This window comes from Algoriphagus sp. NBT04N3, from assembly GCF_019443765.1.
GTDB classification, from domain to species: Bacteria; Bacteroidota; Bacteroidia; order Cytophagales; family Cyclobacteriaceae; genus Algoriphagus; species Algoriphagus ornithinivorans.
In genome coordinates this window covers 571076-592991 of sequence record NZ_CP048415.1, presented here as the reverse complement: position 1 = coordinate 592991, position 21916 = coordinate 571076, and the positions used below count along the sequence as shown (strand labels likewise).

General features: G+C 38.2%; 17 protein-coding genes. 5 read left to right on the top strand and 12 right to left on the bottom strand.

Annotation, left to right across the window (positions count from 1 at the left end; all coding sequences use genetic code 11):
- Nucleotides 1-55: 55 nt before the first annotated feature.
- Both GYM62_RS02630 and clpX read left to right on the top strand, forming a co-directional pair.
- Nucleotides 56-724 carry a ClpP family protease gene (locus GYM62_RS02630; RefSeq protein WP_286941961.1) on the top strand — a complete coding sequence of 223 codons (669 nt, stop codon included), beginning with the start codon at nucleotides 56-58 and terminating at the stop codon, nucleotides 722-724.
- Nucleotides 725-728: 4 nt separating this feature from the next.
- Nucleotides 729-1955: an ATP-dependent Clp protease ATP-binding subunit ClpX gene (clpX, locus tag GYM62_RS02625; protein WP_219958187.1), complete on the top strand. Its 1227-nt coding sequence runs from the start codon at nucleotides 729-731 to the stop codon at nucleotides 1953-1955.
- Between the two features lie 71 nt (nucleotides 1956-2026).
- On the opposite strand, the gene GYM62_RS02620 is transcribed toward clpX, so the two are convergent.
- From GYM62_RS02620 to GYM62_RS02610, 3 genes are all read right to left on the bottom strand, one after another.
- Entirely contained in the window at nucleotides 2027-3529 is a 1503-nt protein-coding gene (locus tag GYM62_RS02620) for a S1C family serine protease (protein WP_219958186.1), read from the bottom strand.
- Nucleotides 3530-3689: 160 nt separating this feature from the next.
- Nucleotides 3690-4118 (bottom strand): Hsp20/alpha crystallin family protein, encoded by a 429-nt coding sequence (locus GYM62_RS02615; protein ID WP_091655102.1) that lies wholly within the window; start codon nucleotides 4116-4118, stop codon nucleotides 3690-3692.
- 224 nt (nucleotides 4119-4342) lie between these two features.
- Nucleotides 4343-4534: a cold-shock protein gene (locus GYM62_RS02610; RefSeq protein ID WP_024281570.1), complete on the bottom strand. Its 192-nt coding sequence runs from the start codon at nucleotides 4532-4534 to the stop codon at nucleotides 4343-4345.
- Between the two features lie 89 nt (nucleotides 4535-4623).
- Here GYM62_RS02610 and GYM62_RS02605 point away from each other — a divergent pair, with 89 nt between their 5' ends.
- Nucleotides 4624-5121, top strand: a complete 498-nt coding sequence (locus tag GYM62_RS02605; protein WP_219958185.1) for a histidine phosphatase family protein — start codon at nucleotides 4624-4626, stop codon at nucleotides 5119-5121.
- 20 nt (nucleotides 5122-5141) lie between these two features.
- Here GYM62_RS02605 and GYM62_RS02600 read toward each other — a convergent pair whose 3' ends face one another.
- The 8 genes from GYM62_RS02600 to GYM62_RS02565 form a co-directional block, all read right to left on the bottom strand.
- Entirely contained in the window at nucleotides 5142-5867 is a 726-nt protein-coding gene (locus tag GYM62_RS02600; RefSeq protein ID WP_144604102.1) for an SDR family NAD(P)-dependent oxidoreductase, read from the bottom strand.
- A 190-nt stretch (nucleotides 5868-6057) separates the two neighbouring features.
- A complete protein-coding gene (gene hslU / locus GYM62_RS02595; RefSeq protein WP_219958184.1) occupies nucleotides 6058-7449 on the bottom strand; it encodes an ATP-dependent protease ATPase subunit HslU in 1392 nt (463 codons plus the stop codon).
- A gap of 77 nt (nucleotides 7450-7526) precedes the next feature.
- Nucleotides 7527-10004, bottom strand: coding sequence for an endopeptidase La (lon, locus tag GYM62_RS02590; protein WP_219958183.1), 2478 nt, complete (start codon nucleotides 10002-10004; stop codon nucleotides 7527-7529).
- Nucleotides 10005-10662: 658 nt separating this feature from the next.
- Nucleotides 10663-12669 (bottom strand): kelch repeat-containing protein, encoded by a 2007-nt coding sequence (locus GYM62_RS02585; protein ID WP_219958182.1) that lies wholly within the window; start codon nucleotides 12667-12669, stop codon nucleotides 10663-10665.
- Nucleotides 12670-12671: 2 nt separating this feature from the next.
- Entirely contained in the window at nucleotides 12672-13946 is a 1275-nt protein-coding gene (locus GYM62_RS02580) for a hypothetical protein (RefSeq protein WP_219958181.1), read from the bottom strand.
- Between the two features lie 232 nt (nucleotides 13947-14178).
- Nucleotides 14179-15384 (bottom strand): hypothetical protein, encoded by a 1206-nt coding sequence (locus tag GYM62_RS02575; RefSeq protein WP_219958180.1) that lies wholly within the window; start codon nucleotides 15382-15384, stop codon nucleotides 14179-14181.
- A gap of 232 nt (nucleotides 15385-15616) precedes the next feature.
- Nucleotides 15617-16930, bottom strand: a complete 1314-nt coding sequence (gene rseP / locus GYM62_RS02570) for an RIP metalloprotease RseP (protein ID WP_091655094.1) — start codon at nucleotides 16928-16930, stop codon at nucleotides 15617-15619.
- Entirely contained in the window at nucleotides 16930-18096 is a 1167-nt protein-coding gene (locus GYM62_RS02565; protein ID WP_219958179.1) for a 1-deoxy-D-xylulose-5-phosphate reductoisomerase, read from the bottom strand. The genes rseP and GYM62_RS02565 overlap by 1 nt, the downstream gene beginning before the upstream one ends.
- 171 nt (nucleotides 18097-18267) lie before the next feature.
- On the opposite strand from GYM62_RS02565, the gene GYM62_RS02560 reads away from it, so the two are divergent.
- Nucleotides 18268-19752, top strand: a complete 1485-nt coding sequence (locus GYM62_RS02560) for a S1C family serine protease (RefSeq protein WP_370627654.1) — start codon at nucleotides 18268-18270, stop codon at nucleotides 19750-19752.
- Between the two features lie 83 nt (nucleotides 19753-19835).
- On the top strand, nucleotides 19836-20249 hold the full coding sequence (locus GYM62_RS02555) for a nucleotidyltransferase substrate binding protein (protein ID WP_091655092.1): 414 nt from the start codon (nucleotides 19836-19838) through the stop codon (nucleotides 20247-20249).
- A 3-nt stretch (nucleotides 20250-20252) separates the two neighbouring features.
- On the opposite strand, the gene dnaA is transcribed toward GYM62_RS02555, so the two are convergent.
- Nucleotides 20253-21683 (bottom strand): chromosomal replication initiator protein DnaA, encoded by a 1431-nt coding sequence (gene dnaA, locus GYM62_RS02550; protein WP_144604111.1) that lies wholly within the window; start codon nucleotides 21681-21683, stop codon nucleotides 20253-20255.
- Between the last annotated feature and the right edge of the window lie 233 nt (nucleotides 21684-21916).

Here is a 21916-nt window from a genome sequence, read left to right as displayed (position 1 = left end):
AAAAGTCCTTATTTAAGGGCTTTTTTTATTTTTGTTTACCACAACATACATAGATATGATCAATAAAGAAGAATTCAGAAAGTATGCGATTCACAATCAAGGTGTAAGCGGCACCGCATTTGACCAGTATACACAACACATCGAGAATATGACTCGCTCTGTGATCGAAGAGAGACCTCAAAACTTCAGAGAAATTGACGTCTTTTCAAGACTGATTATGGACAGAATCATTTTCTTGGGAACAGGAGTAGATGATCACATTGCCAATATTATTGTTGCGCAGTTGCTGTTTTTGGAATCAGTGGATTCCAAAAAAGATGTACTCCTTTACATCAATAGCCCAGGAGGCTCAGTTACAGCTGGATTAGGCATTTACGACACGATGCAGTACATTGGTCCAGATGTAGCTACTATCTGTACCGGAATCGCTGCTTCCATGGGTGCAGTTTTGCTGGCCGGTGGTGCGAAGGACAAAAGATCTGCACTTAAGCATTCCCGAGTGATGATTCACCAGCCTTCTGGAGGAATGCAGGGACAGTCTAAAGACATGGAAATATCTCTTAAATTAATTCTTTCCATGAGACAGGAGCTGTACCAAATCCTGGCAAATCATACAGGAAAAACCTACGAAGAAATTGAAAGAGATTCAGATCGTGACTATTGGTTGAAAGCTCCTGAAGCAAAAGACTACGGTTTGATCGATGAAGTACTTGTAAAAAAATAATTAAATGGCTCAGGTAACCTGCTCCTTTTGCGGAAGAAATAAAAAAGATGTAGACTTAATGGTATCGGGTATTTCTGCCCATATCTGTAATTTCTGCATCGAGCAAGCGCACATGATTCTTGGTGAGGAAGAAAAAACCAAGAAAAGTGCGGCTTCCAAACCAAAGTTTAATCTTAAAAAGCCAAAGGAGCTTACCTCCTATTTGGACCAATATGTGATTGGTCAGGAGGATGCTAAAAAAGTTTTGACTGTAGCTGTTTACAACCACTATAAACGCCTTCAGCAAAAAGTAGAAAAGGATGATATCAAGATTGAAAAATCCAATATCATCATGGTTGGTGATACAGGAACAGGAAAAACCTATCTGGCTAAAACACTCGCTCGAATATTAGAGGTTCCTTTTTGTATTGCTGATGCTACTGTATTGACTGAAGCAGGATATGTAGGTGAGGATGTAGAAAGCATCCTGACTCGACTGCTCCAAGCGGCAGATTATAATGTGGAAGCTGCAGAAAGAGGAATTGTCTACATCGATGAGATTGACAAAATCGCTAGAAAATCAGACAATCCATCTATTACAAGAGATGTCAGTGGAGAGGGAGTGCAGCAGGCAATGCTCAAGCTTTTGGAAGGTACGGTGGTCAATGTACCACCTCAAGGAGGAAGAAAGCATCCAGATCAAAAAATGATCGCCGTGAATACAGAGAACATTCTCTTCATTTGCGGAGGTGCATTTGATGGAATTGCCAGACATATTGCCAAGCGTCTCAACACTCAGCCATTGGGCTTTAGCAAGGCTTCCGAAGCATCCTTGGCGGACAGAGAAAATCTTTTGCAATATGTGACTGCGCAAGACCTCAAGGCCTTTGGCTTAATTCCAGAATTGATAGGAAGACTTCCTGTACTAACCCACTTAGATCCACTTCACAAAGAAGCACTGAAAAGAATCCTTACAGAACCAAAAAATGCATTGGTGAAACAATATCACAAGCTTTTGGAAATGGAAGGGGTAAATCTAGTATTTGAAGAAAGTGGTCTTGACTTCATTGTAGATAAAGCTGTGGAGTATAATCTAGGTGCAAGAGGACTTCGTTCTATTTGTGAAGCAATCATCACGGATGCTATGTATGAACTTCCTTCTAATGAGGACATCAAAGAATTGGTCATTGATGAAGAATATGCCAAGTCTCAATTTGACAAATCAAAGTTCAAGAGACTTCAAGTTGCATAAGCACCATATAAATCAAAAAAGCTCGCTGGAATTATCCAGCGAGCTTTTTTTATGATTAGTTTTCCTTATCCCTATTCGAGTTCAACCTCAAAGTAGTATTCAGTACCGTCATTAAACATACCCAGTACAACAATTTCCTCTCCTGATAATTTGGAGAGTGTAGAAATAATAGACTCGGCATCGGTTACTTTATATCGGCCATTTTCGGCAATTATTGATGTTACGATAAATCCAGGTCTTGCCCCTGCGCTTCTCCATTTAGGAGCGCCCACAGTATTAATCAAAGCTCCACCGGATATTCCTAATCTTTCCTTTTGTTCAGTGGAAAGGTTTTCAAAGATCAAGCCTTCAAACTCATAAGTTTTAGGAATTACCTTTTTGACAATATTCGTGTCTCCTTCGAAGTTTTTCAAAGTCGCATTGGTCTTAAAGGTCTTGCCATCGCGGATATATTCCACCTCCACTTTGTCTCCTGGACGCTTTCTAGCAACCATTTCTTGGAGCATAGCCACATTAGTTACCGATCTTCCATCAATTGAAATGATGATATCCCCAGCCTTCAAACCAGCCTCTTTTCCTCCGCTGCCTTCATTCACACCACCAATATATACTCCTTGCTCTACAGGGAATTTTATATTCAAACGGTCGGATAATTCAGGACTAACATCTTGAATACTAACTCCTAAAAGACCTCTTTGAACTGTCCCGTATCGCATCAAGTCATCCATAACCTTTTTCACCAAAGAACTTGGAACGGCAAATGAATACCCTGCAAAAGTTCCTGTATTGGATGCAATGGCAGTATTAATACCAATCAGCTCTCCTGCTAAATTTACCAAAGCCCCTCCTGAATTACCTGGATTTACTACGGCATCTGTCTGGATGAAGGATTCAATCTGCAGGTTGTTTTCCACATCTCTCAAGATGCCAATATTTCTAGCTTTGGCGGAAATAATTCCCGCTGTGACTGTAGAGTTCAAGTCAAAAGGATTCCCTACCGCAAGTACCCATTCACCAATTTTGGTTTGATCAGAATCTCCAAACTTCACAAAGGGAAGTCCATTAGCCTCAATTTTCAATAGGGCCAAATCCGTAGTGGGATCTGTACCAATCACTTTGGCTACATAACGCTTATTATTTTCCAAAGAAATATCAATTTGGCTCGCTCCATCGACCACATGGTTGTTAGTAACAATGTATCCGTCTTCAGAAATAATCACTCCTGAGCCTGAGCTCACTGGAGCTTGCATTCCAGGACCACCCTGTCTGCCCCTTGGAGGAATGCCAAAGAATTCTTGAATTGGATCTCTTTGGGACCTTGTACCTCCGTAAGAAATTGTGCTTTTTACGTGGACCACAGCCGGGGTCACAATTCCAGCTGATGCCACAAAATTGATCCCATCGGGAATGGTGAAATTTTCACCGTTTAATAAATTAACAAAACTGGTCTGCTGCTTTTCATCAAAGCTTGTAGCTTCTTGAGGTTGAATCAAAAAACTCACCCCAACCAATGCTACAATACCCCCAATCAAAGAGGCCAGAAGCATCCCAAGAAAGAATTGTTTTTTGCTCATAGTTTATCGTGTTATATCTGTTACAAATTTATAAAGACGAAAGGCTCAATAATAAAGCCTTTTAATGTGGCTAAAACCTCAAATTAACAAGAATTAACCGCATTTCACATCCTTTTAAATAAACTCAAAAATAAAGAGCGGGGTTTTCCCGCTCTTCAAATTATTTGACTTCTATGACAGACTTCAAATTCTTTTTTTCTGTTTTTGGAATTGAAATTTTTAAGACTCCATCCACATATGTAGCTTCGATTTTTTCACTTAATACATTTTCAGGCAAATAAAAGGATCTGCTAAAGGATCCAAAATGAGTCTCAATGCTATGATAGTTTTTCCCTTCTTTTTTCTCCTCAATTTTTCGCTCTCCTGAAATAGTCAATCTTCCTTCGGTAAGATCGATATTGAAATCAGATTTTTTCATTCCAGGCACAGCGACTTCAATTTCAAAGCTTTTATCATCTTCTGAAATATCCACAGCAGGATTAAACTGCTTATTCATTGGGATAAAATTATCATTGAAGAACCTGTCTAACATGCTACTGAATGTGGTTGGAAATTCAGTACTGGTCGGATTATATTTTGTAAGTTTCATGATGTTGTTGGTTTAAGTTGTTTTCACCTACTAATAAGAAAAACTTGTACCACTCGATTTTTTCTGCCTCTTTGACAGATTTTCTCCATATAAAAGCAAAATTTCCAGACGTATTGACATGGTAAAGAGCATGTTAGCAGAATAAAAATGGCTTCATGAAATAGATAAAACAAAAAAGCCTCCGAAAAACGGAGGCTCCTTTACATCATTATTCAAAAACGCATTTATGCTTTTTTGACGTTGATGGCGTTTGGTCCTTTTTTGCCATCCTTGACGTCGTATGTAACTTTGTCATTTTGGGCAACTTTGTCCACCAATCCGGTTGCGTGTACGAAGACATCGCTTTGGGACTCATCATCCACGATAAATCCGAACCCCTTGGCTTCATTGTAAAATTTTACTGTTCCGGTAAACATAATAAATTGTTATAAATTGTAATTGAAAGTGCTTTAAAAGTAAATATTCGTCTAAAAAAAACAAAATAATCGTTTTTTATTTTAAGCATATGAAAAAAATTGTTTTGATCCGACATGCCAAATCTTCTTGGGATAATCCTTGGTTAAACGATCATGATAGACCCTTGGCGGAAAGAGGAATTAAAGCTGCTCCTATCATGGGAAAGAGACTCTTAAAGAGAGGAATTAAACCTGATCTTATCCTAAGCTCCTCCGCTGAAAGGGCGGTGACTACTGCAAAACTGATTGTGGAAGCAATGGAAGCCTCACCAGAAATCATTGAAATAGAGCCCAACCTATATCATGCCTCTCCTTCCGTCATGATGAAATATATTCACATGCAAAAGGATTCAAAAGAAACCATTTTCTTAATAGGTCATAACCCCGGGTTGAATGACCTTATAGAATTTTTAGGAGAATATATAGACAATCTTCCTACAGCCGGGGTTTTCTGTTTTAACTTATTGGTAGATTCTTGGGCCGAAATGCAAGCAAAAACAGTAAAAAAAGATTTCTGGGACTACCCAAAAAACAAGAAAAAATCCTAATTCCTTTCTTATCTCAATTTTCAGAAGTTTCTCACATCTTGAATAACATCCTCAAATTTAGATGGATTGCTAATAAGAAAATCAATTTTTGCCGCTACATCTTCAGGAGAGCTTAAATCTCCATTTTCTTTAAATCCTTTGAATTTTTCTATATCCGGAAAATCAGATTCATTAGAATTTCTAATCTCTGCCTGCATCTCGGTATCTACAATTCCGGGAGCTAAACTGTAGAAGTGGAATTTGTCGGATTTGTTCTCTTTGGCTGCGACCATCGTAAACATAGCCAAAGCAGCTTTGGTGCTGCAATACCCTCCCCAACCTGAAACTGCTCTTTTAGCTGCTCCCGAACTGATATTGATTACTTGTTTTCTAGCCTCATTGAATTTGTAAGTCTTGATAAAGGAATTGGTCAAGAACATAGGGGCTAATAGGTTCAAATTCACTTGCGTGCGTAATTCTGCAGGATGCAAACTACCTATAGGCTTGACTTCGCCTATCCAGCCAGCATTATTGATCAGAATAAACTCTTCGTAGTTATCAATGGGAAAGACAGAGTCTAACTCTTTCTGCAAAACTTCCAACTCGGAAAGATCCAAAGAAATTTGGGTTAGATTGGAGGCCTCGATTTCAAGTTTTGTCCTCGAAATTGCCAAAACATCAAATCCCTCCTTATTCAGAAAATGATCTAGTATAGCTCTGCCTAGGCCTTTACTATGGCCTGTTAAAATTAGTAGTGATTTACTCATTGGGTGAACAAGTGATTCACTTTTACCTAACAAGGATCATCCCAATTTTTAAAATGATTTAAACAAAAATATGTAATCAATTAAATATCAATTACTTATAATCTTAAAATATTTTAAAAACTTACCTTAAATCAAAAAAAGAAGGGTTTTGAATGAAAACCCTTCTACAATTAACGGTAAGAAATCTATATCATAGAATATATTGTGAGAGATCTCGGTTTTTCACCAAAGTATTTAATCTCTCCTGTACCATTTCCTTGGTAACCATAATTTTTGAGTTAGCTTCTATGGTATCAGGAACCTCAAACAAGAAGTCATTCAGTAAATGGGACATGACAGTGTGAAGTCTTCTTGCCCCAATATTTTCCACTTCTTGGTTGATCAAAAATGCCAATCGAGCTATTTCTTCAATGGCTTCATCGTTGAATTCAAGGAAAACCTGCTCTGCCTCAAATAATGCCTGATATTGTTTGGTCAAAGCATTTTTGGGTTCACGAAGAATTCTTGAAAAGTCTTCCTGAGTTAGGCTGTTCAATTCCACCCTAATCGGGAATCTACCTTGAAGTTCAGGAATCAAATCTGAAGGTTTACTCACGTGGAATGCTCCAGCTGCAATGAATAGAATATGGTCTGTATTGATTACGCCATATTTTGTGTTTACCGAACTTCCCTCTACAATTGGCAATAAGTCTCTTTGAACACCTTCTCTACTTACATCTGGCCCACCACCATTCTTGCCTGATTTAGAAGCAATTTTATCGATCTCATCAATGAAAATAATTCCGTTGTTTTCAGCCAATTTGATAGCTTCTTCCTTTACCTCATCAAAATCGATCAACTTGGAAACTTCTTCTTCCAATAAGACCTTTCTAGCTTCTGCTATGCTAAGTTTTCGCTTTTTGGTCTTCTTAGGCATCATGTTGGAAATCATGTCCTGAAGACCCGCCATACTGGCATCATCCATCATTCCGTTTCCAATCATTCCTACTCCTACAGGGGAAGATGCTTTCACATTAATTTCTATTTTTCTATCGTCTAGATCTCCGTTTCTGAGTTTTTCACGGAATCTTTCTCTAGTTCTTTCATTGAGCTCTCCATCAGAACCTGATTCTTCCTGATCATTGATGACAGGAGCAGTTCTAAACCCTGCACCTTTAACGGGTGGAATCAGGATATCCAAAATGATTTCTTCCACTGATTCGGAAGCCTTAGCCTTTACTGCCTCATTCTTTACTTCTCTTACCAAATGAACGGCCTGCTCCACCAGATCTCTAACCATACTTTCTACATCACGACCGACATACCCCACTTCAGTAAACTTGGAAGCTTCCACTTTAGTAAAAGGAGCTTGAGCAACTTTTGCCAATCTTCTGGCAATTTCTGTCTTACCTACACCGGTGGAACCTATCATCAAAATATTGTTAGGAACAATATCTTTTTGAATGTCAGACTTTACCATCATTCTTCGAATTCTATTTCGAAGTGCAATGGCTACATTTCGTTTTGCGTCCTTTTGTCCTATAATATATTTATCTAACTCAGCGACGATCTGTCTCGGAGTTAAAGAAAGAATTTGATCCATCTTGTAATTTTTTAAATTTTAAACTTGATCAGTTTTCCATAGAAAACTAAAAAGGGGAGTTTTTTCTCCCCGCTTAATTATTCAGCAGTTTTTGCTTCAGACTGAAAGGAAAATCTTAACGGCTTATCCACCTTAGACTTCAGCAATGCAATGTCCAATACCTCACTTACTTTATCCACGAAGTGAAAATCTATTCCTTTGATATACTGCTCATCGATTTCCTCGATATCTCGCTTGTTCTTTTTGCAAAGAATGATCTCTTTAATCCCAGCTCTTTTAGCTGCTAAGATTTTCTCTTTGATCCCTCCAACTGGCATTACTTTTCCAATCAAACTGATTTCACCTGTCATGGCTACTTTCGCCTTCACTTTTCTTTGGGTATAAACAGAGGCCATTGCAGTCAACATGGTGATACCCGCAGATGGTCCATCTTTTGGAACTGCTCCCGCTGGTACATGTATGTGCAAATCATATTGATCAAATACTCTGTGATCAATCTCCAAATGCTCTGCCTGCGATTTCAAATAAGATAAAGCAGTCATAGCAGATTCCTTCATCACATCTCCCAACTGGCCAGATAAGGTTAATTTCCCTTTTCCTCTACTCAAACTGGATTCAATAAAGAGAATTTCACCACCTACACTGGTCCAGGCCAAACCAGTCACTACACCTGCCACGGAATTATCCTGATAAGTTTCCTTATCAAACATCTCAGAACCTAAGATTTTACGAACGGCCTCGGCATTGATTTTAGGCTCATACTCCTCTTCCATCGCAATGGACTTGGCAATATTTCTAACAACTTTACCTATGGCTCTTTCCAGATTACGAACCCCTGATTCCCGGGTATAATCCTCAATAATCTTCACCAAAGCACTTTTGTCAAAACGAATTTGATTTGCTTTAAGTCCATGCTCTTTTCTTTGCTTAGGAACCAAGTGTCTTTTGGCTATTTCTACTTTCTCTTCCTGAGTATATCCAGTTACTTCAATGATTTCCATTCTATCTCTCAATGCAGGCTGAATGGTGTCCAATGAGTTGGCAGTTGCGATAAACAGAACCTTGCTCAAGTCATACTCCACTTCCAAATAATTATCAAGGAAGGCGAAGTTTTGCTCAGGGTCTAATACTTCCAGGAAAGCTGAACTTGGATCTCCTCTAAAGTCAGATGAAAGCTTGTCAATCTCATCCAAAACGAAAACAGGATTGGAAATTTTCACCTTCTTCATGTTTTGGATAATCTTACCTGGCATAGCTCCCACATAAGTCTTTCTGTGACCTCGGATCTCTGCCTCATCATGCAGACCACCCAATGACATCCGGATATACTTTCTTCCCAAGGCTGCGGCAATGGATTTCCCCAAAGAGGTTTTCCCTACCCCAGGAGGTCCGTAAAGACATAGGATGGGGCCTTTGAGATCATTTTTTAACTTTAAAACAGCCAAGTATTCGATAATTCTTTCCTTGACTTTCTCCAGGCCAAAGTGATCCGCATCCAAAATTTCTTTGGCATGCTTCAAATCAAAATTATCCTGAGTAAACTCATTCCATGGCAATTCCACCATGGTTTCTGCATAGTTGAGTGCAATCGGGTATTCTGCTGCTGAAGGATTTATTCTTAGAATCTTATCCAATTCTTTTTCAAAATGCTTAGCAACTTCCGCAGGCCAGTTTTTCTTGGCTCCTCTAGCTCGCAAATCTTCTACCTCTTTCTCAGGACCTTCTTCTCCCAGTTCAGTTTGAAGAACTTTCATTTGCTGACGCAAGAAATAGTCTCTTTGCTGCTGGTCGATATCAGTATGTACCTTCTTTTGGATCTCTGATTTCAGTTCCAACATTTGGATATCCTTCATCATGAATTCCAAAAGCAAAGTTGCTCTTTCTACTCCATCATTGATCTCCAATAATCGCTGCTTGGATTCGACTGGAGCATTGATATTGGAAGAAAGGAAATGGGTAAGAAATGGAGTATTGTCAATATTATCCAAAGCTACTTGAGCCTCTCTTGGGATTTCTGGATTCAGATGAAGAATTCTGGTAGCTGCGTCTTTCAGAGACTCTTCTAGAGCTTGGATTTTCTTGGAGCTTTTTGGAAAGTTTTCATCAAGGAAATCCACTTTAGCGATAAAGTAAGGGTCATCAGTAACCTGCTCCCTTATTTTAAATCGCTTTTTACCTTGAATTATAATCGTGGTATTTCCATCAGGAAGGACAATCATTTTGATGATTTTGGCCAATGTCCCTACTTGGTAAATATCCTCCCAAGCTGGATCATCATTATTAGGATTGATCTGTGCACAGACCCCAATCATCTTATCACCCTTTTGGGCTTTTTTTACCAGTTTAATGGATCGCTGTCTTCCAACAGTAATTGGAATGACCACGCCAGGAAAAAGTACCGTATTTCTAACAGATAAAATTGGAATTTCTTCCTTTAATATTTCTTTTCCATTTTGATCATCTTCTTCATCGGTGATTAATTGGATCAGATCTCCCTCTCCTGCATATTCACCTACCATAAGATTATCAAACAAGGAATTTTCGAATTGACTCATATAGACATTTTGACAGTTAAACTGTCGTTTTTTGACTTGGTTTAAGTTAGACCTCCAATGTACGAAGGTACACGCTTAAAGTTCAATGCCTGTGCCAAAGAATGAAGGGGTCAGATTGTCAGTGCTTATTTTAAAAACTCAACATCCAACCTATATAAGAACGGCCAGTCCCCTTCGCCTGTGAAAAATAATTTATCCGCTTTCAGAAACAAAGACTGATCTAACAGCCCTTGAATGTATTTTTCTTTTTTTTCCACCAAATCAGTCATGTTAAATTCGACCAATCGATTATTTTGTGCAAAATAAAATCTTTCACCGATTACTACTACCTTGCTTTCTGTAGGCAGGGTATTGAAACTTTTCGAGAGAGTGGGTTCTAAATTGTCCCTCCATCTAATGAGCCTAAATAGGTAATTGATTTTAAAATAATACTTCCAAAGGAGTGTAGTTCATTCTGATACCTATAAAAGACGAGGACCTGATAGGTACCAACCCAGTCTTCGATTATTAGCGCAAAGGTTCAGAATCCAGAATCTCCCGTATTCCCACTTTTCCTGTTACAGAATTCTTCGGATGCATGCTCTAAGCAAATTCGAAGCGCCTATTAAGCTTAGCAAAGAAGATAGCACTATTTCCATGATTGAGGATAATCTTGTTATTACTTATTCAAATAGGATGGATCAAATTCATACAAGTAAAAATCAACTCCTAGAAATGCCTTTTCATCCAGATTAAAGGAGGAAGATGAATTAAGCCGGTTTCCAGTATTAACCTGAAAATAATCCACCTCTCCTGATCTTAAATCCAATCTATCAATTCCTCCTTCATCAATGAAATAAGAAAAATCACCTATTTGAACTGGCTGATGAATAAAAGCCCCACTTCTTAATCCAATATTCTCCCTCACAATTTCCCATTCTTGCGTGACAAAATTTTTCTTACCCAACGTAATTATTCCTCTTTGAACATCAGGAAGAAGACTGTAAAGCTGATTTTTGTGATTGAAATACCTAACAATTGAATTCAAACCCCAGCTTGAATCGGATAGTCTCGTCCATGAACTCGAGCTTAGATCTAAGACCCAATTTTCTTGGGTAGTCCTTTGGCCACTCCCTTCAAATCGAACCCCTCTTTCAAAAAATAACTTATTATCAACCTTGTATACTACATTAAATCCTAAAAGACCTTCTGGAAGCTCTGAAAGTTGCTCTAGTTGTTTCGTTTTTGGATCAAACAAATAAATCTCTTTTCTAATTGTAAGCGGGGAGAAGGCGCCTCCACCGATTAAAATTTTATCGTCAATTTTTTCAAAGAAATAATTTTCAGGAAATGGGACATCTCCAACCTTTTTAGAGGCAAAAGGATACTCGAAGCCTAACTCATACAATCCTGTATTATTGATATAATATCCCATATCACTAATTACTATCCCCTTTTGGGAAAAATTTGAGATTTCCTTAGGACCTTTTCTCAATGGAATTAGGGGATCAGTAATTTCGACAGAAACCGGATTGGAATACAGGTCAAAATTTTTAATTTTTAAATTCAATTTCCTGTTGGGAATTAAACTTATTCCATACTGGACTTGGTTAGGACTTGCTCCTATCAAGTCGCCAAATTTTTCGCCGTATTGATCGATCAAATTATTGAAGTTTACAACGGATGGGATGAAGTTTCTTCCATTTAGAACCAGCCTCGAAGATTTTGAAAGTCGAACTGAAGTATTGTCTATCTCTGGAGCCTTTAATGTATATAGCTTACCTAGCTCATAAGATAACCCTCTAGCTTTCATTGAAATTACCGGACTCTTAGTTGAATTTGCCGGAGGATTGGAAACATTGTATGCCTGAAAGGTCAACTTTTCCGAGTCAATTGAGATAATATCTCTTGGAACCCCATCGACTGTTAATTCTATTGGAGCAAACAAAAGATTTTGTCCTTCTATTTGAAAAGTATCAGTAAAGGTAAGTGACTTTAATTCAGCTTGATCAAATGAGGGTTCAACAAAACGAGAATTATATACCCCAAAAAATTCTTTTCCTGCAATTCTAACTTTCATCGCAGTTGGAACATTTTGCCCTTCTATCCTGAGATGAAAATCTTCCGGGATAATTATTTCAAAATTTTCGGAGTCAATCAGTTCTACATCCATCTTAATTCCATTAATTTCTGCGGAATAATTTGACTTGATAGAGCTAAATTTTTCTCCCTTTATTCTTACCCTTTCCTCTACTCCTTTGAATAACAAGGGCCACTCCACGGATTCTACTAAAAAACCCTCTGAGCCTTGACTTTGAAATGAAACTTCTTTAGAATACAGAGTAGCATTTTCAGTTTTTAGATAGGCCGCTACGAAATAAGTGCGACCTTTTTCCAAACTACTGTTTGCCTCAAGCTCAAAATAACGTTCTGGGGTACCTGTTCCCCTTACAAAATCGGCATTGTGAAGTTTAGGATCTCCTAAAGGAGAGAAAACGAAACCATATTCAATGATTGGCTCCGAGCCAAACTCATAAATAGTTGCACCAAATTGTACCCCTGAGGCGGATACCTCCTGTATAAGTGCTATGCCAAATTGGGGGTTAATACGGGGAGAAAGACTCTCATTTTCACATGAAAAGACAATAAAGGCAATGAGGAGGAGGGGAAAATGAATAATTCTCATAATCAAAACTGGATTCCAAAGTGTAAACTCGTATCAAGCCTGTGGTAATTACTTTCAAATTGGTTTAAGGTAGAAGAGTAATAGTTAGGCAGATATCTTAATTGAAGCTCAGAAAGGATCCATAATTTTTGACTTACTTTCCTTTTAAATCCAATTTGGGTGAGAGGAAAAACACTGTTTTCTTGCACATTCAGAAAGCTTTTTTCAATTAATGAAAGATAATCCTGGTTAGTCCAATCAACTTCTATTATCCCAAAATCGCTGGTCAATTTAGAAAAAGCAAAACCGATGCCCATACCCATGTAAACTTGCTGATTGGGCCTTTTCAACACCTCATAATTGAAACTTAAGGGTATTGATAATGTCTGAAGTTGAAACTTCTCTTGTCCTTTAAAAAATCCTATTGGATGATCCAAGTCCGACCTCAATTCTTGTGTGGACCTTTCTGCTTGAAATGAAATCTGGAAGTTGAATCTTGGAAGACTCCTAAACTCCTCAAACAATAAGCTATAGCTAGCTTGGTAACCACCCGAAAACTGAAGCCTATCTTTTCTTCCTTCCTCTTTTTGAATTGACCTTAGTCCTGACCTATTTACTCCAAATTTCACTTGGGATGCTAGTTTAAAAGCCGGGATTTTTGCTATGTGGGTGATGTATTCTGAGTCCTCACATTTATGGAATTTTTCCAGTAAAATGACTAAATCGTTTTCTGTAAGCTTTGTTTTTTGTAAAATAGGAGATACTTGACCAAAACACTTCCCAGCCATCAGGGTAGAGAATAAATATAAGTAAGGCACATATTTGCTTGGATTTTTAATGGAAATATCCTTAGTCTCATCATAAACTGATCTTAACTCGTAAATTTCTAATCCATTAAAAATATAGTATTTATCTCCAAAAGAATATAGACTCATTAATTGACCTGAAAATAGCCTTTGTAAAAATTGCCTTTTAGAAGATCCTGGGATTAGTACACTTTCAAAAACTCTTCCATTTGAAAGTTGAAATCCTTTTATCTGATTGGCACCAAAGCTAGATCTCAAACCCTCAGCATTTTCAAATACAATCTCTTCATATTTATTGGAGTCAAAGTTTCTAATAATTTTTCCCTCTTTCTTCACCAGGTTATTGAGTATGATGAATTCTTGGTTTTTTTCTTGATTAGAATTGAAAGATTTCAGATCCTCATATGTAATTGACTGACCCAGTGCTGAAAAATGAATCAACCCTAGTAAATAGGCTGGGATTACAAGCCTTAGGTAAATTTGAAAACGCATATAAACTGATGACTCATAAATTGATTTAGAAAGTCCTGATTTCCCTGGGTAAAAAAACCTGAATCGAAAATCTTTTAAAATCAAAAACTTAAAATATCTGCGACTTTGGAAATCTCTACTGAGCCTCTAAAAATTTTTACTAGTGAACATCTATCAAAAATTAAACTAAAGGCTTTATTTCCGAAGTTTAATTGATTCAAAAGAAAATTCAAAACTTAGGTAAAAAATTCAATTAAAATCTTAATCCTACCTTGCCTGAAAAACCTCTCATTGAATATTTTCTAACGTCTGAAGCTTCGAAGTCCAAGGTGCCTATCTTTGGAAGAGACTCATAATGAAGTTCAAAAAAAGACCATTTTTGGTTGATTTGTTTAGAAAACCCCAGTTTCACTATTCCTCCAAATCGAATGGGATCTAAGACGAGTAAGACAGGATCTCTGGGCCTCGTGATAATCCTGTTTGGCTCCCAATCTTGCATAAATTCATATTCAGAAGCTTCTGAAATCATTTCTTTCTTTAGGAAATTCATACTTAGTCCAAGTCCAAAATACAAGTCCTGTTTCGGTCTTTGAATCAGTCGGTAGGTTAAATATCCCGGAATTTGAATATTTCTGATTCTAAACTCTTCTTCATAACGCTCCCTTTGCCCTCCTGGGTTTAACTCCGGAGCGTGAATCCAACTATCCCTTACTGAAAAAAATCCTACACCCACTTCAGCTCGCATTCTAGGAGAAAGCTTATTGAAATCCATGGTTAAAAGCACTTCTGGCCTAAAAGCAAATCTTTGATCGCCAGTTCCATTTGAAATCATATTATCCGAAAAGCTGCTGACTCCAAAAGCTACGGAAACCCCGAAATCTACATACTTCTCTTTTTCCCCGATTATTTCGTAATTCTTACCGATGCAATGATGATAGGAGACCAACAATTTTTCAAGAGAAGGATAAGAAAGAGAGGTACTATTTATTTTATCATTAAAATCAGGTGTACATCCCCTAAGAGCAACATGCAAGACTCCTAAATAGGATTTTCTTTTTTCTCTTCTTGATTGTTCCATTCTCGCCAGTCTGTTATCCTCGCTGAGCAAAACTGCCTCCTCATCAAACATTAAATAATAATTTGATTCATAATAACCTAATGAAACAGCTCCTTCTATCAGAACCTGAAAAAATTGTTTGGCACCTGAATTTCGCTCCTTCAGGGAGCTGTATTTTTTCCCATTTTCAAATTCAAACCCATCAATTTCAGTTGGGGAAAAAGAAACAATCCCTTCCGGAGTAATTACTTTTAGAACTTTATAGGTACTTGCCAGTCCCTGGGGAGCTAAGGAATAATTTTGATTAGCACCGTTTACAAATACTTTTACTTGGGAATTTTGACCGTTCGATTGTTGTAGACTCAAAAAAAAGCCAAGAACAATTAGTAGATATTTTACCATGAATTAAAAATTTGTATAAACTAATAATTTTTAAAATTCATTTCAAAAAGATTAAGTTCAAAAAGATTTAAAGAGCTGATTATCAGATAGTATTTTTCAAAAAAAGCTCCATGTAAGTTAGAAATCAACATCCCATCACTATCCTGCCAAAAAAAATGAAGTACCTCTTTAACCTCAACAAAAAAAGGCTGGTAAAAAACCAGCCTCTTTAGAATCAGAAGATAAACTCTTCTTAAATGAAGAACTTCAAAATATCATTCCCTATGGCAAATACCATCAGCGCTAGCAGGATAACCATTCCTACCTTCTGTGCATTTTCCAAAAACTTGTCGGATGGAGCTCTACCTGATACCATTTCGTAAAGCAAGAACATCACATGGCCACCGTCCAAAGCAGGAATAGGCAGAAGGTTCATAAATGCCAAGATCATGGATATCAAACCCGTAATACTCCAGAATTTAGTCCAGTCCCATTTGTCTCCATAAATTTTAGCCATTCCGATCGGACCACTGACATTTTTTGCAGAAACCTCACCTGTAAACATTTTACCAAGTGCTCGGGCATTCAAGATCACTACTCCAAATGCTCTTTCTGTTCCTTTAGCCAATGATTCTCCGAAGCCAAACTTTCTGCTTACAGGCTCTAGCAATGGATTGACCGCAATGCCAATTCGCGCATCGTCAGATACAGCGATTGCCATGGTATCTGTAGCGGACTCAGATTGAACTACAAATTGAGCAGTATCATTTTTCAGATTTTGCAAGGCAAGCTGCATTTCGTCGAAATACTGAATTGACTCTCCATTTACAGCAAGAATTTTATCTCCTTCTTTCAAGCCCGCTGCTTCAGCTCCACTTCCCGGCTCGATCATCCCAACTTCAAATGGAAACCTTACTGAAATAAACTTGCTAAATGCATCTTCATTATTGAAAGTATTAATAAAACCTTTCGGAATATCAACTCGAACCTGTTCACCATTTCGCTCAACTGTGTAAAAACCGTTTTCGCTCAATAGAACATTTCCACTGCTTAAATCATTGATGCTTTGATAAGGCTGCCCATTCACATCCAGAATTTTATCTCCTGTTTGCAAACCAATTGCCTCTGCATATTCATAAGCTACGATTCCATTTTCAACAACTTGATCTCTGGAAAAATAAGTTTCTCCATTATTATAAACCAAGAAAACAAAAATGACTATACCTGTGATCACATTGACGATGATCCCGCCCAACATCACAATCAGTCTCTGCCAAGCCGGCTTTGCTCTAAATTCCCAAGGTTGGGGCTCTGAGGAAAGTTGGGCAGTATCCATGGATTCATCCACCATTCCGGATATTTTCACAAAACCACCCAAAGGAATTGCTCCTATGGAATATTCAGTTTCACCCCATTGGAATCCTGCAATTTTCGGAGGAAACCCAATAGAAAATTTTTCTACTCTCATGCCAAACATTTTGGCAGTCAATAAGTGACCCAACTCGTGTAAGCCTACCAAGATTGACAATCCCAGCAGCAATTGGCCCACCATAATCAATGTATCCATTATACTTTACGCTTAATTAATTTTTCTGTAATTTCCCTTGCCTGCTTATCTGTATCTACATAATCCTCCAGGCTTGGATGAGATATAAAATGAGCTTTTTCCAAAGTTTCTGCTATCAAGTCCGACATCTCCAAGAATCCTACTTCATCCTGAAGAAATGCTGCCACAGCAATTTCATTTGCCGCGTTGAGAATACATGGAGCATTTCCTCCCTTAGCTAAAGCATCAAAAGCCAACTGTAAGTTCCTGAAGGTCTTTAAATCAGGTTGCTCGAAAGTCAAATTAGGATACTTTAGGAAGTCAAATCTTTCAAAATCACTTTTCAACCTGTGAGGATAGCTCAAAGCAAACTGAATGGGAATACGCATATCAGGCAAACCAAGTTGTGCCTTGATAGATCCGTCTTCAAATTGAATCAAAGAATGAACAATGCTTTGAGGATGGACAACCACCTCAATCTGTTCAGTCTGAATCCCAAAAAGCCATTTTGCCTCGATCACCTCCAAGCCCTTATTCATCAAAGAAGCTGAATCAATGGTGATTTTCGCTCCCATGTCCCAATTTGGATGCTTCAAAGCCTGAGCCTTCGTGACAGTTTCTAAAAAAGCCCTGTCTTTGCCTCTGAAAGGACCTCCCGAAGCTGTAAGAATGATTTTTTCTATAGGATTATGAAATTCCCCTACCAAACATTGGAAAATCGCTGAATGCTCTGAATCTACAGGATATATATTGACCCCATTTTCTTTGGATAGTTGGGTGATGATTTCTCCCGCCACCACCAAAGTTTCCTTATTGGCTAAAGCTATTTGCTTTCCAGCCTTAATGGCATTAACAGTAGGGATTAGCCCAGAATAACCTACTAAAGCAGTAAGCACCACATCAATGGTCTCCATTTCCACGACTTGGGCAATGGCTTTCTGGCCGGCAAAAACTTTAATATCATGAGGAAGAAGTGCTTCCTTCACTTTCTGATAATTCAACTCATTGCCGATTACCACAGCATTGGGCATAAACTCCAATGCTTGGGTAATCAATAAATCACAATTATTCTGGGCAGTTAGAACCTCGACGACAAAATCCTCGGGATGCTGACGAATCACCTCCAGGGTTTGTGTACCAATACTGCCGGTGCTACCCAGGATGGCTACGCGCTTCGCTTCTTTCATTCAGTTTTACTTTTGAGGAAAACAACCTTCTAAATTTGGGAAGGTTTAATCCATAGGCTGACAAAATTACAAGATGCCTAGACTTTTCCTTGTACAAATCGTCAGTTTTTAATCAATGGAAAAATTTTTGAGGGATTTCCATCTTAAAAGATGTGAATATTCTTACCCTAAATGGAAAAAGGACGTCAAATTGTTAAAAGAAAAGACATGGAAAATATTCTCAAAACTACCGGGATTTCCTTTCTGGCAGGTCTGGCGGGAGCTGCTTTCTGGACTTCTTTGGAAATATCGGAACCAAGCAGAGGTGATTTTGACCAAAAAGAGCTACTGACAGAACAAACACAATTTACCTCTCGAAACAATGCGCAAGCTGTCCAAAGCTACCAAACTAATCCTCCGGTATCTTTTGTAGCAGCATCTGAAAACAGTACCGAGTCAGTAGTATTTATCAAGAATTTTTCAGGAAGTGATCCAAGGAGATACAGCATGTTTGATTATTTCTTCGGCACTGGTCCTACCCAACAGGTAAGTACTGGCTCCGGAGTAATAATTTCTCAGGACGGATACATCGTTACCAATAATCATGTGATTGATCGGGCAGAGACCATTGAGGTTGTTCATAAGAAGAGAACTTATCAAGCCAGACTGGTAGGAACGGATAAAAATACTGATATCGCTGTTCTGAAAATTGAGGGAGAAAATCTTCCCGCTATCAAAAGAGGATCGTCCCGAAACCTCAAAATTGGAGAATGGGTAATTGCGGTTGGGAACCCTTTTAACCTTACCTCCACAGTCACGGCAGGAATAGTTTCAGCCAAGGAAAGGCAGATCAATATCCTTGGTGGAGATTTTCCTTTGGAAAGTTTTATTCAAACAGATGCACCAATTAACCCAGGAAACTCAGGAGGAGCACTGGTCAATGTGGAAGGTGAACTAGTCGGCATCAATACTGCAATTCTTTCCCGCACCGGTTCTTATACCGGATATGGCTTCGCTGTTCCGGTGGATATCGCCATGAAAGTTGCCAACGACCTAATCCAATATGGAGAAGTACAAAAAGCAATTCCTGGAATTGATGCAGTAGAAATCACTCCGGAACTAGCGGAAGAAATGAAAATCAAAACCTTAGATGGAGTTATTGTCACTCATGTGGTAAAGCAAGGCGCTGCGGACCAAGCAGGTCTCTTGAGAAATGATGTGATTACTCAGCTAGGTAATCAGCCTATCACGGGAATGGGAAGTTTTGAAGAGGCACTTTCTTATTATTACCCAGGAGATAAACTTGCCGTTACTTTTATCAGAAATGGAGAAGTGAAAACTGGTACGATGACACTTCAAAATCTGGAAGGCGGAACTGGTGTCCTCAAAAGAGAATTTTACAGCTCCAAACTTCTGGGTGCCAGACTTGAAGCTGTGAATACTATTGAAAAAGACCGGCTTGGGATCCAGTATGGTATCAAAATATCTGCCTTGTCCAGAGGATACTTACGAGATTTGGGATTGAGAGATGGATTTGTGATTACTCAGATCAACAGAGAGCCTGCCAAAGACCCGAAAGCAGTAGGAAAATACCTGGAAGAATATAGTGGTAGACTATTAATTGAAGGTGTAGCATCCAATGGACAACCATTTATGCAGAGTTATACGGTTAGATAATTTCAATTCAGGAGGGAAATACCCTCCTGATTTTTTTCTGCCTTTTCAGATTAAATTTTTATCTTGAAGAAAGCTTAAGACTTATGAAATCTCTCCCTCAATCCTGCGAAGATTGCTTCAAAGAATATCAAGCAGCCTTAGAAGATTTGAATAATTTTGCCCACAGGGCTGATTTTGCCAAACTCACAGACTCTCAATCCAGAGAATTGATCATGAGTTTTGAGGTAACTCATGAATTGGCTTTGAAAGTGATTCAGAAATATTTTGAGAAGCAGGGTAAAGGACCTTTTTCAGGTTCCAGAGATGCTACTATAGAAGCATTTCATGCAGATTTGATTGATGATGGAAAAGTTTGGCTGGACATGGTCATAGACCGAATTCAATACAATCCAGTTTATCCAATAGACACTCAAGGCAAATTCTTGGAGAACATCCAGAAAAGGTATATTCCAGCTTTAGGGAAATTTGAGGAAACTATCGATAAGATTCTAAACTAAACCTTAGTAAGAGCGCATTTTGAATTTTTTCTTCAGCTCATTGACAGCATTTCTAAAAGTACTGTCAGTTTCAATCATATCATTTACTGTCTGAACAGCATGAATAACCGTAGAGTGGTCCCTACCTCCAAAATGATAGCCTATGGACTTTAAAGAATGGTTGGTAAACTCCTTTGAAAAATACATCGCAACCTGTCTCGCCACAACAATTTCTTTTTTCCTGGTTTTAGCCTTTAAATCATCCTGATTGATACTATAATACTCTGAGACAGTTTTTTGAATAAAATCTATCCCAACTTCAGTTTCTATATCCTTGATGATATTTTTCATCACGGTTTTAGCCAACTGAAGATTGATTTCTACTCTATTCAAAGAAGCATGTGCAATTAGTGAAATTAGAATTCCTTCCAGCTCTCTAACATTGGTATCTACCGTGTAAGCCAAATATTCCACTACATCATCCGGGATGAAAATTCCCTCTGACTGCATTTTTCTTCTGATAATGGCAACTCTTGTCTCAAAATCAGGCATTTGCAAGTCCGCAGTCAAACCCCACTTAAACCTCGAAAGTAATCGCTCTTCCAACCCCTTCAAATCTCTTGGTGGGCAATCGGAAGTCATAATAATTTGTTTCTTACTTTGATGTAGGTGATTAAAAATATGGAAGAACATTTCCTGCGTTCTATCCTTTCCTGCCAAAAACTGAATATCATCAATGATCAGCACATCTACCTGCATGTAAAAGTTGGTGAAACTTTTTACATTCCCGTCTTTGATGGAATCCATGAATTGATTCACGAATTTCTCGGAGGAAACATAAAGGACGAACTTATCCTCAGGTCCGTTTTTGATTTCATTACCAATCGCCTGTACTAAGTGAGTTTTACCCAATCCAACTCCCCCATATACCATGAGTGGATTGAAAGAGGTGATCCCCGGTTTAGTAGCTACCGCAAATCCTGCAGATCTAGCCAATCTATTACAATCGCCTTCTATGTAGGTATTAAAGGTATAATTTGGATTCAGATTGCTTTGAGTCAAAGCTTCGGCGCCCAAAGATTGCATCTCGAAAGGCGTCACTTTTTGCTCAGTGGCAGAATTAGCTTGATTTCCCTGTTTTTTATTACCGTGATTTCCTTGAGGGTATGAAACTACATAGGGTTGATTGGAAGAATTTCCACGATCAACTACTACAGCATATTCCAATCTACCTCCCTGACCCAATACGGTTTTGATAGCAAGTTTTAATTCTTGGATATAATTATCTTCCAACCATTCGTAAAAGAACTGGCTGGGGACCTGAATGGTCAGACTCGTCCCTTCTAGTTTAACCGGATTGATCGGCTTAAACCAAGTTGAAAAGCTCTGCTCATTCACGTGTTGTTCTATGACACGTAAACATTCATTCCAAACTGCATTAGCTTCTGAACTCATTTGAGAAGGTTTCTAAAAAACAATGACCCGGACGGATTCGTACAAGGGTGTCAAATTTGTACAAAAATCATTTAAATAAAAAATCCATTTTAGGTTGAAAAAGTTAAATTTTAGGCATGGCGAAGTTATTTTGAATTATTTTCGACTTTACCTAAAATTATCAAATTGAACATTTCATAGTAAAAAAGTATCTCCGTTGGTTCAAATAGCCATATTCCTGACAAAGTCTCCCT

Coding starts and splice junctions, on each gene's coding strand:
- GYM62_RS02600 (WP_144604102.1), bottom strand. CDS start 5,867: ATGAGTAAATCACTACTAATTTTAACAGGCCATAGTAAAGGCCTAGGC.
- dnaA (WP_144604111.1), bottom strand. CDS start 21,683: ATGAGTTCAGAAGCTAATGCAGTTTGGAATGAATGTTTACGTGTCATA.
- lon (WP_219958183.1), bottom strand. CDS start 10,004: ATGAGTCAATTCGAAAATTCCTTGTTTGATAATCTTATGGTAGGTGAA.
- clpX (WP_219958187.1), top strand. CDS start 729: ATGGCTCAGGTAACCTGCTCCTTTTGCGGAAGAAATAAAAAAGATGTA.
- GYM62_RS02555 (WP_091655092.1), top strand. CDS start 19,836: ATGAAATCTCTCCCTCAATCCTGCGAAGATTGCTTCAAAGAATATCAA.
- GYM62_RS02575 (WP_219958180.1), bottom strand. CDS start 15,384: ATGGTAAAATATCTACTAATTGTTCTTGGCTTTTTTTTGAGTCTACAA.
- GYM62_RS02615 (WP_091655102.1), bottom strand. CDS start 4,118: ATGAAACTTACAAAATATAATCCGACCAGTACTGAATTTCCAACCACA.
- GYM62_RS02610 (WP_024281570.1), bottom strand. CDS start 4,534: ATGTTTACCGGAACAGTAAAATTTTACAATGAAGCCAAGGGGTTCGGA.
- GYM62_RS02565 (WP_219958179.1), bottom strand. CDS start 18,096: ATGAAAGAAGCGAAGCGCGTAGCCATCCTGGGTAGCACCGGCAGTATT.
- hslU (WP_219958184.1), bottom strand. CDS start 7,449: ATGGATCAAATTCTTTCTTTAACTCCGAGACAGATCGTCGCTGAGTTA.
- GYM62_RS02630 (WP_286941961.1), top strand. CDS start 56: ATGATCAATAAAGAAGAATTCAGAAAGTATGCGATTCACAATCAAGGT.
- GYM62_RS02620 (WP_219958186.1), bottom strand. CDS start 3,529: ATGAGCAAAAAACAATTCTTTCTTGGGATGCTTCTGGCCTCTTTGATT.
- GYM62_RS02580 (WP_219958181.1), bottom strand. CDS start 13,946: ATGCGTTTTCAAATTTACCTAAGGCTTGTAATCCCAGCCTATTTACTA.
- GYM62_RS02585 (WP_219958182.1), bottom strand. CDS start 12,669: ATGAGAATTATTCATTTTCCCCTCCTCCTCATTGCCTTTATTGTCTTT.
- GYM62_RS02605 (WP_219958185.1), top strand. CDS start 4,624: ATGAAAAAAATTGTTTTGATCCGACATGCCAAATCTTCTTGGGATAAT.
- rseP (WP_091655094.1), bottom strand. CDS start 16,930: ATGGATACATTGATTATGGTGGGCCAATTGCTGCTGGGATTGTCAATC.
- GYM62_RS02560 (WP_370627654.1), top strand. CDS start 18,268: ATGGAAAAAGGACGTCAAATTGTTAAAAGAAAAGACATGGAAAATATT.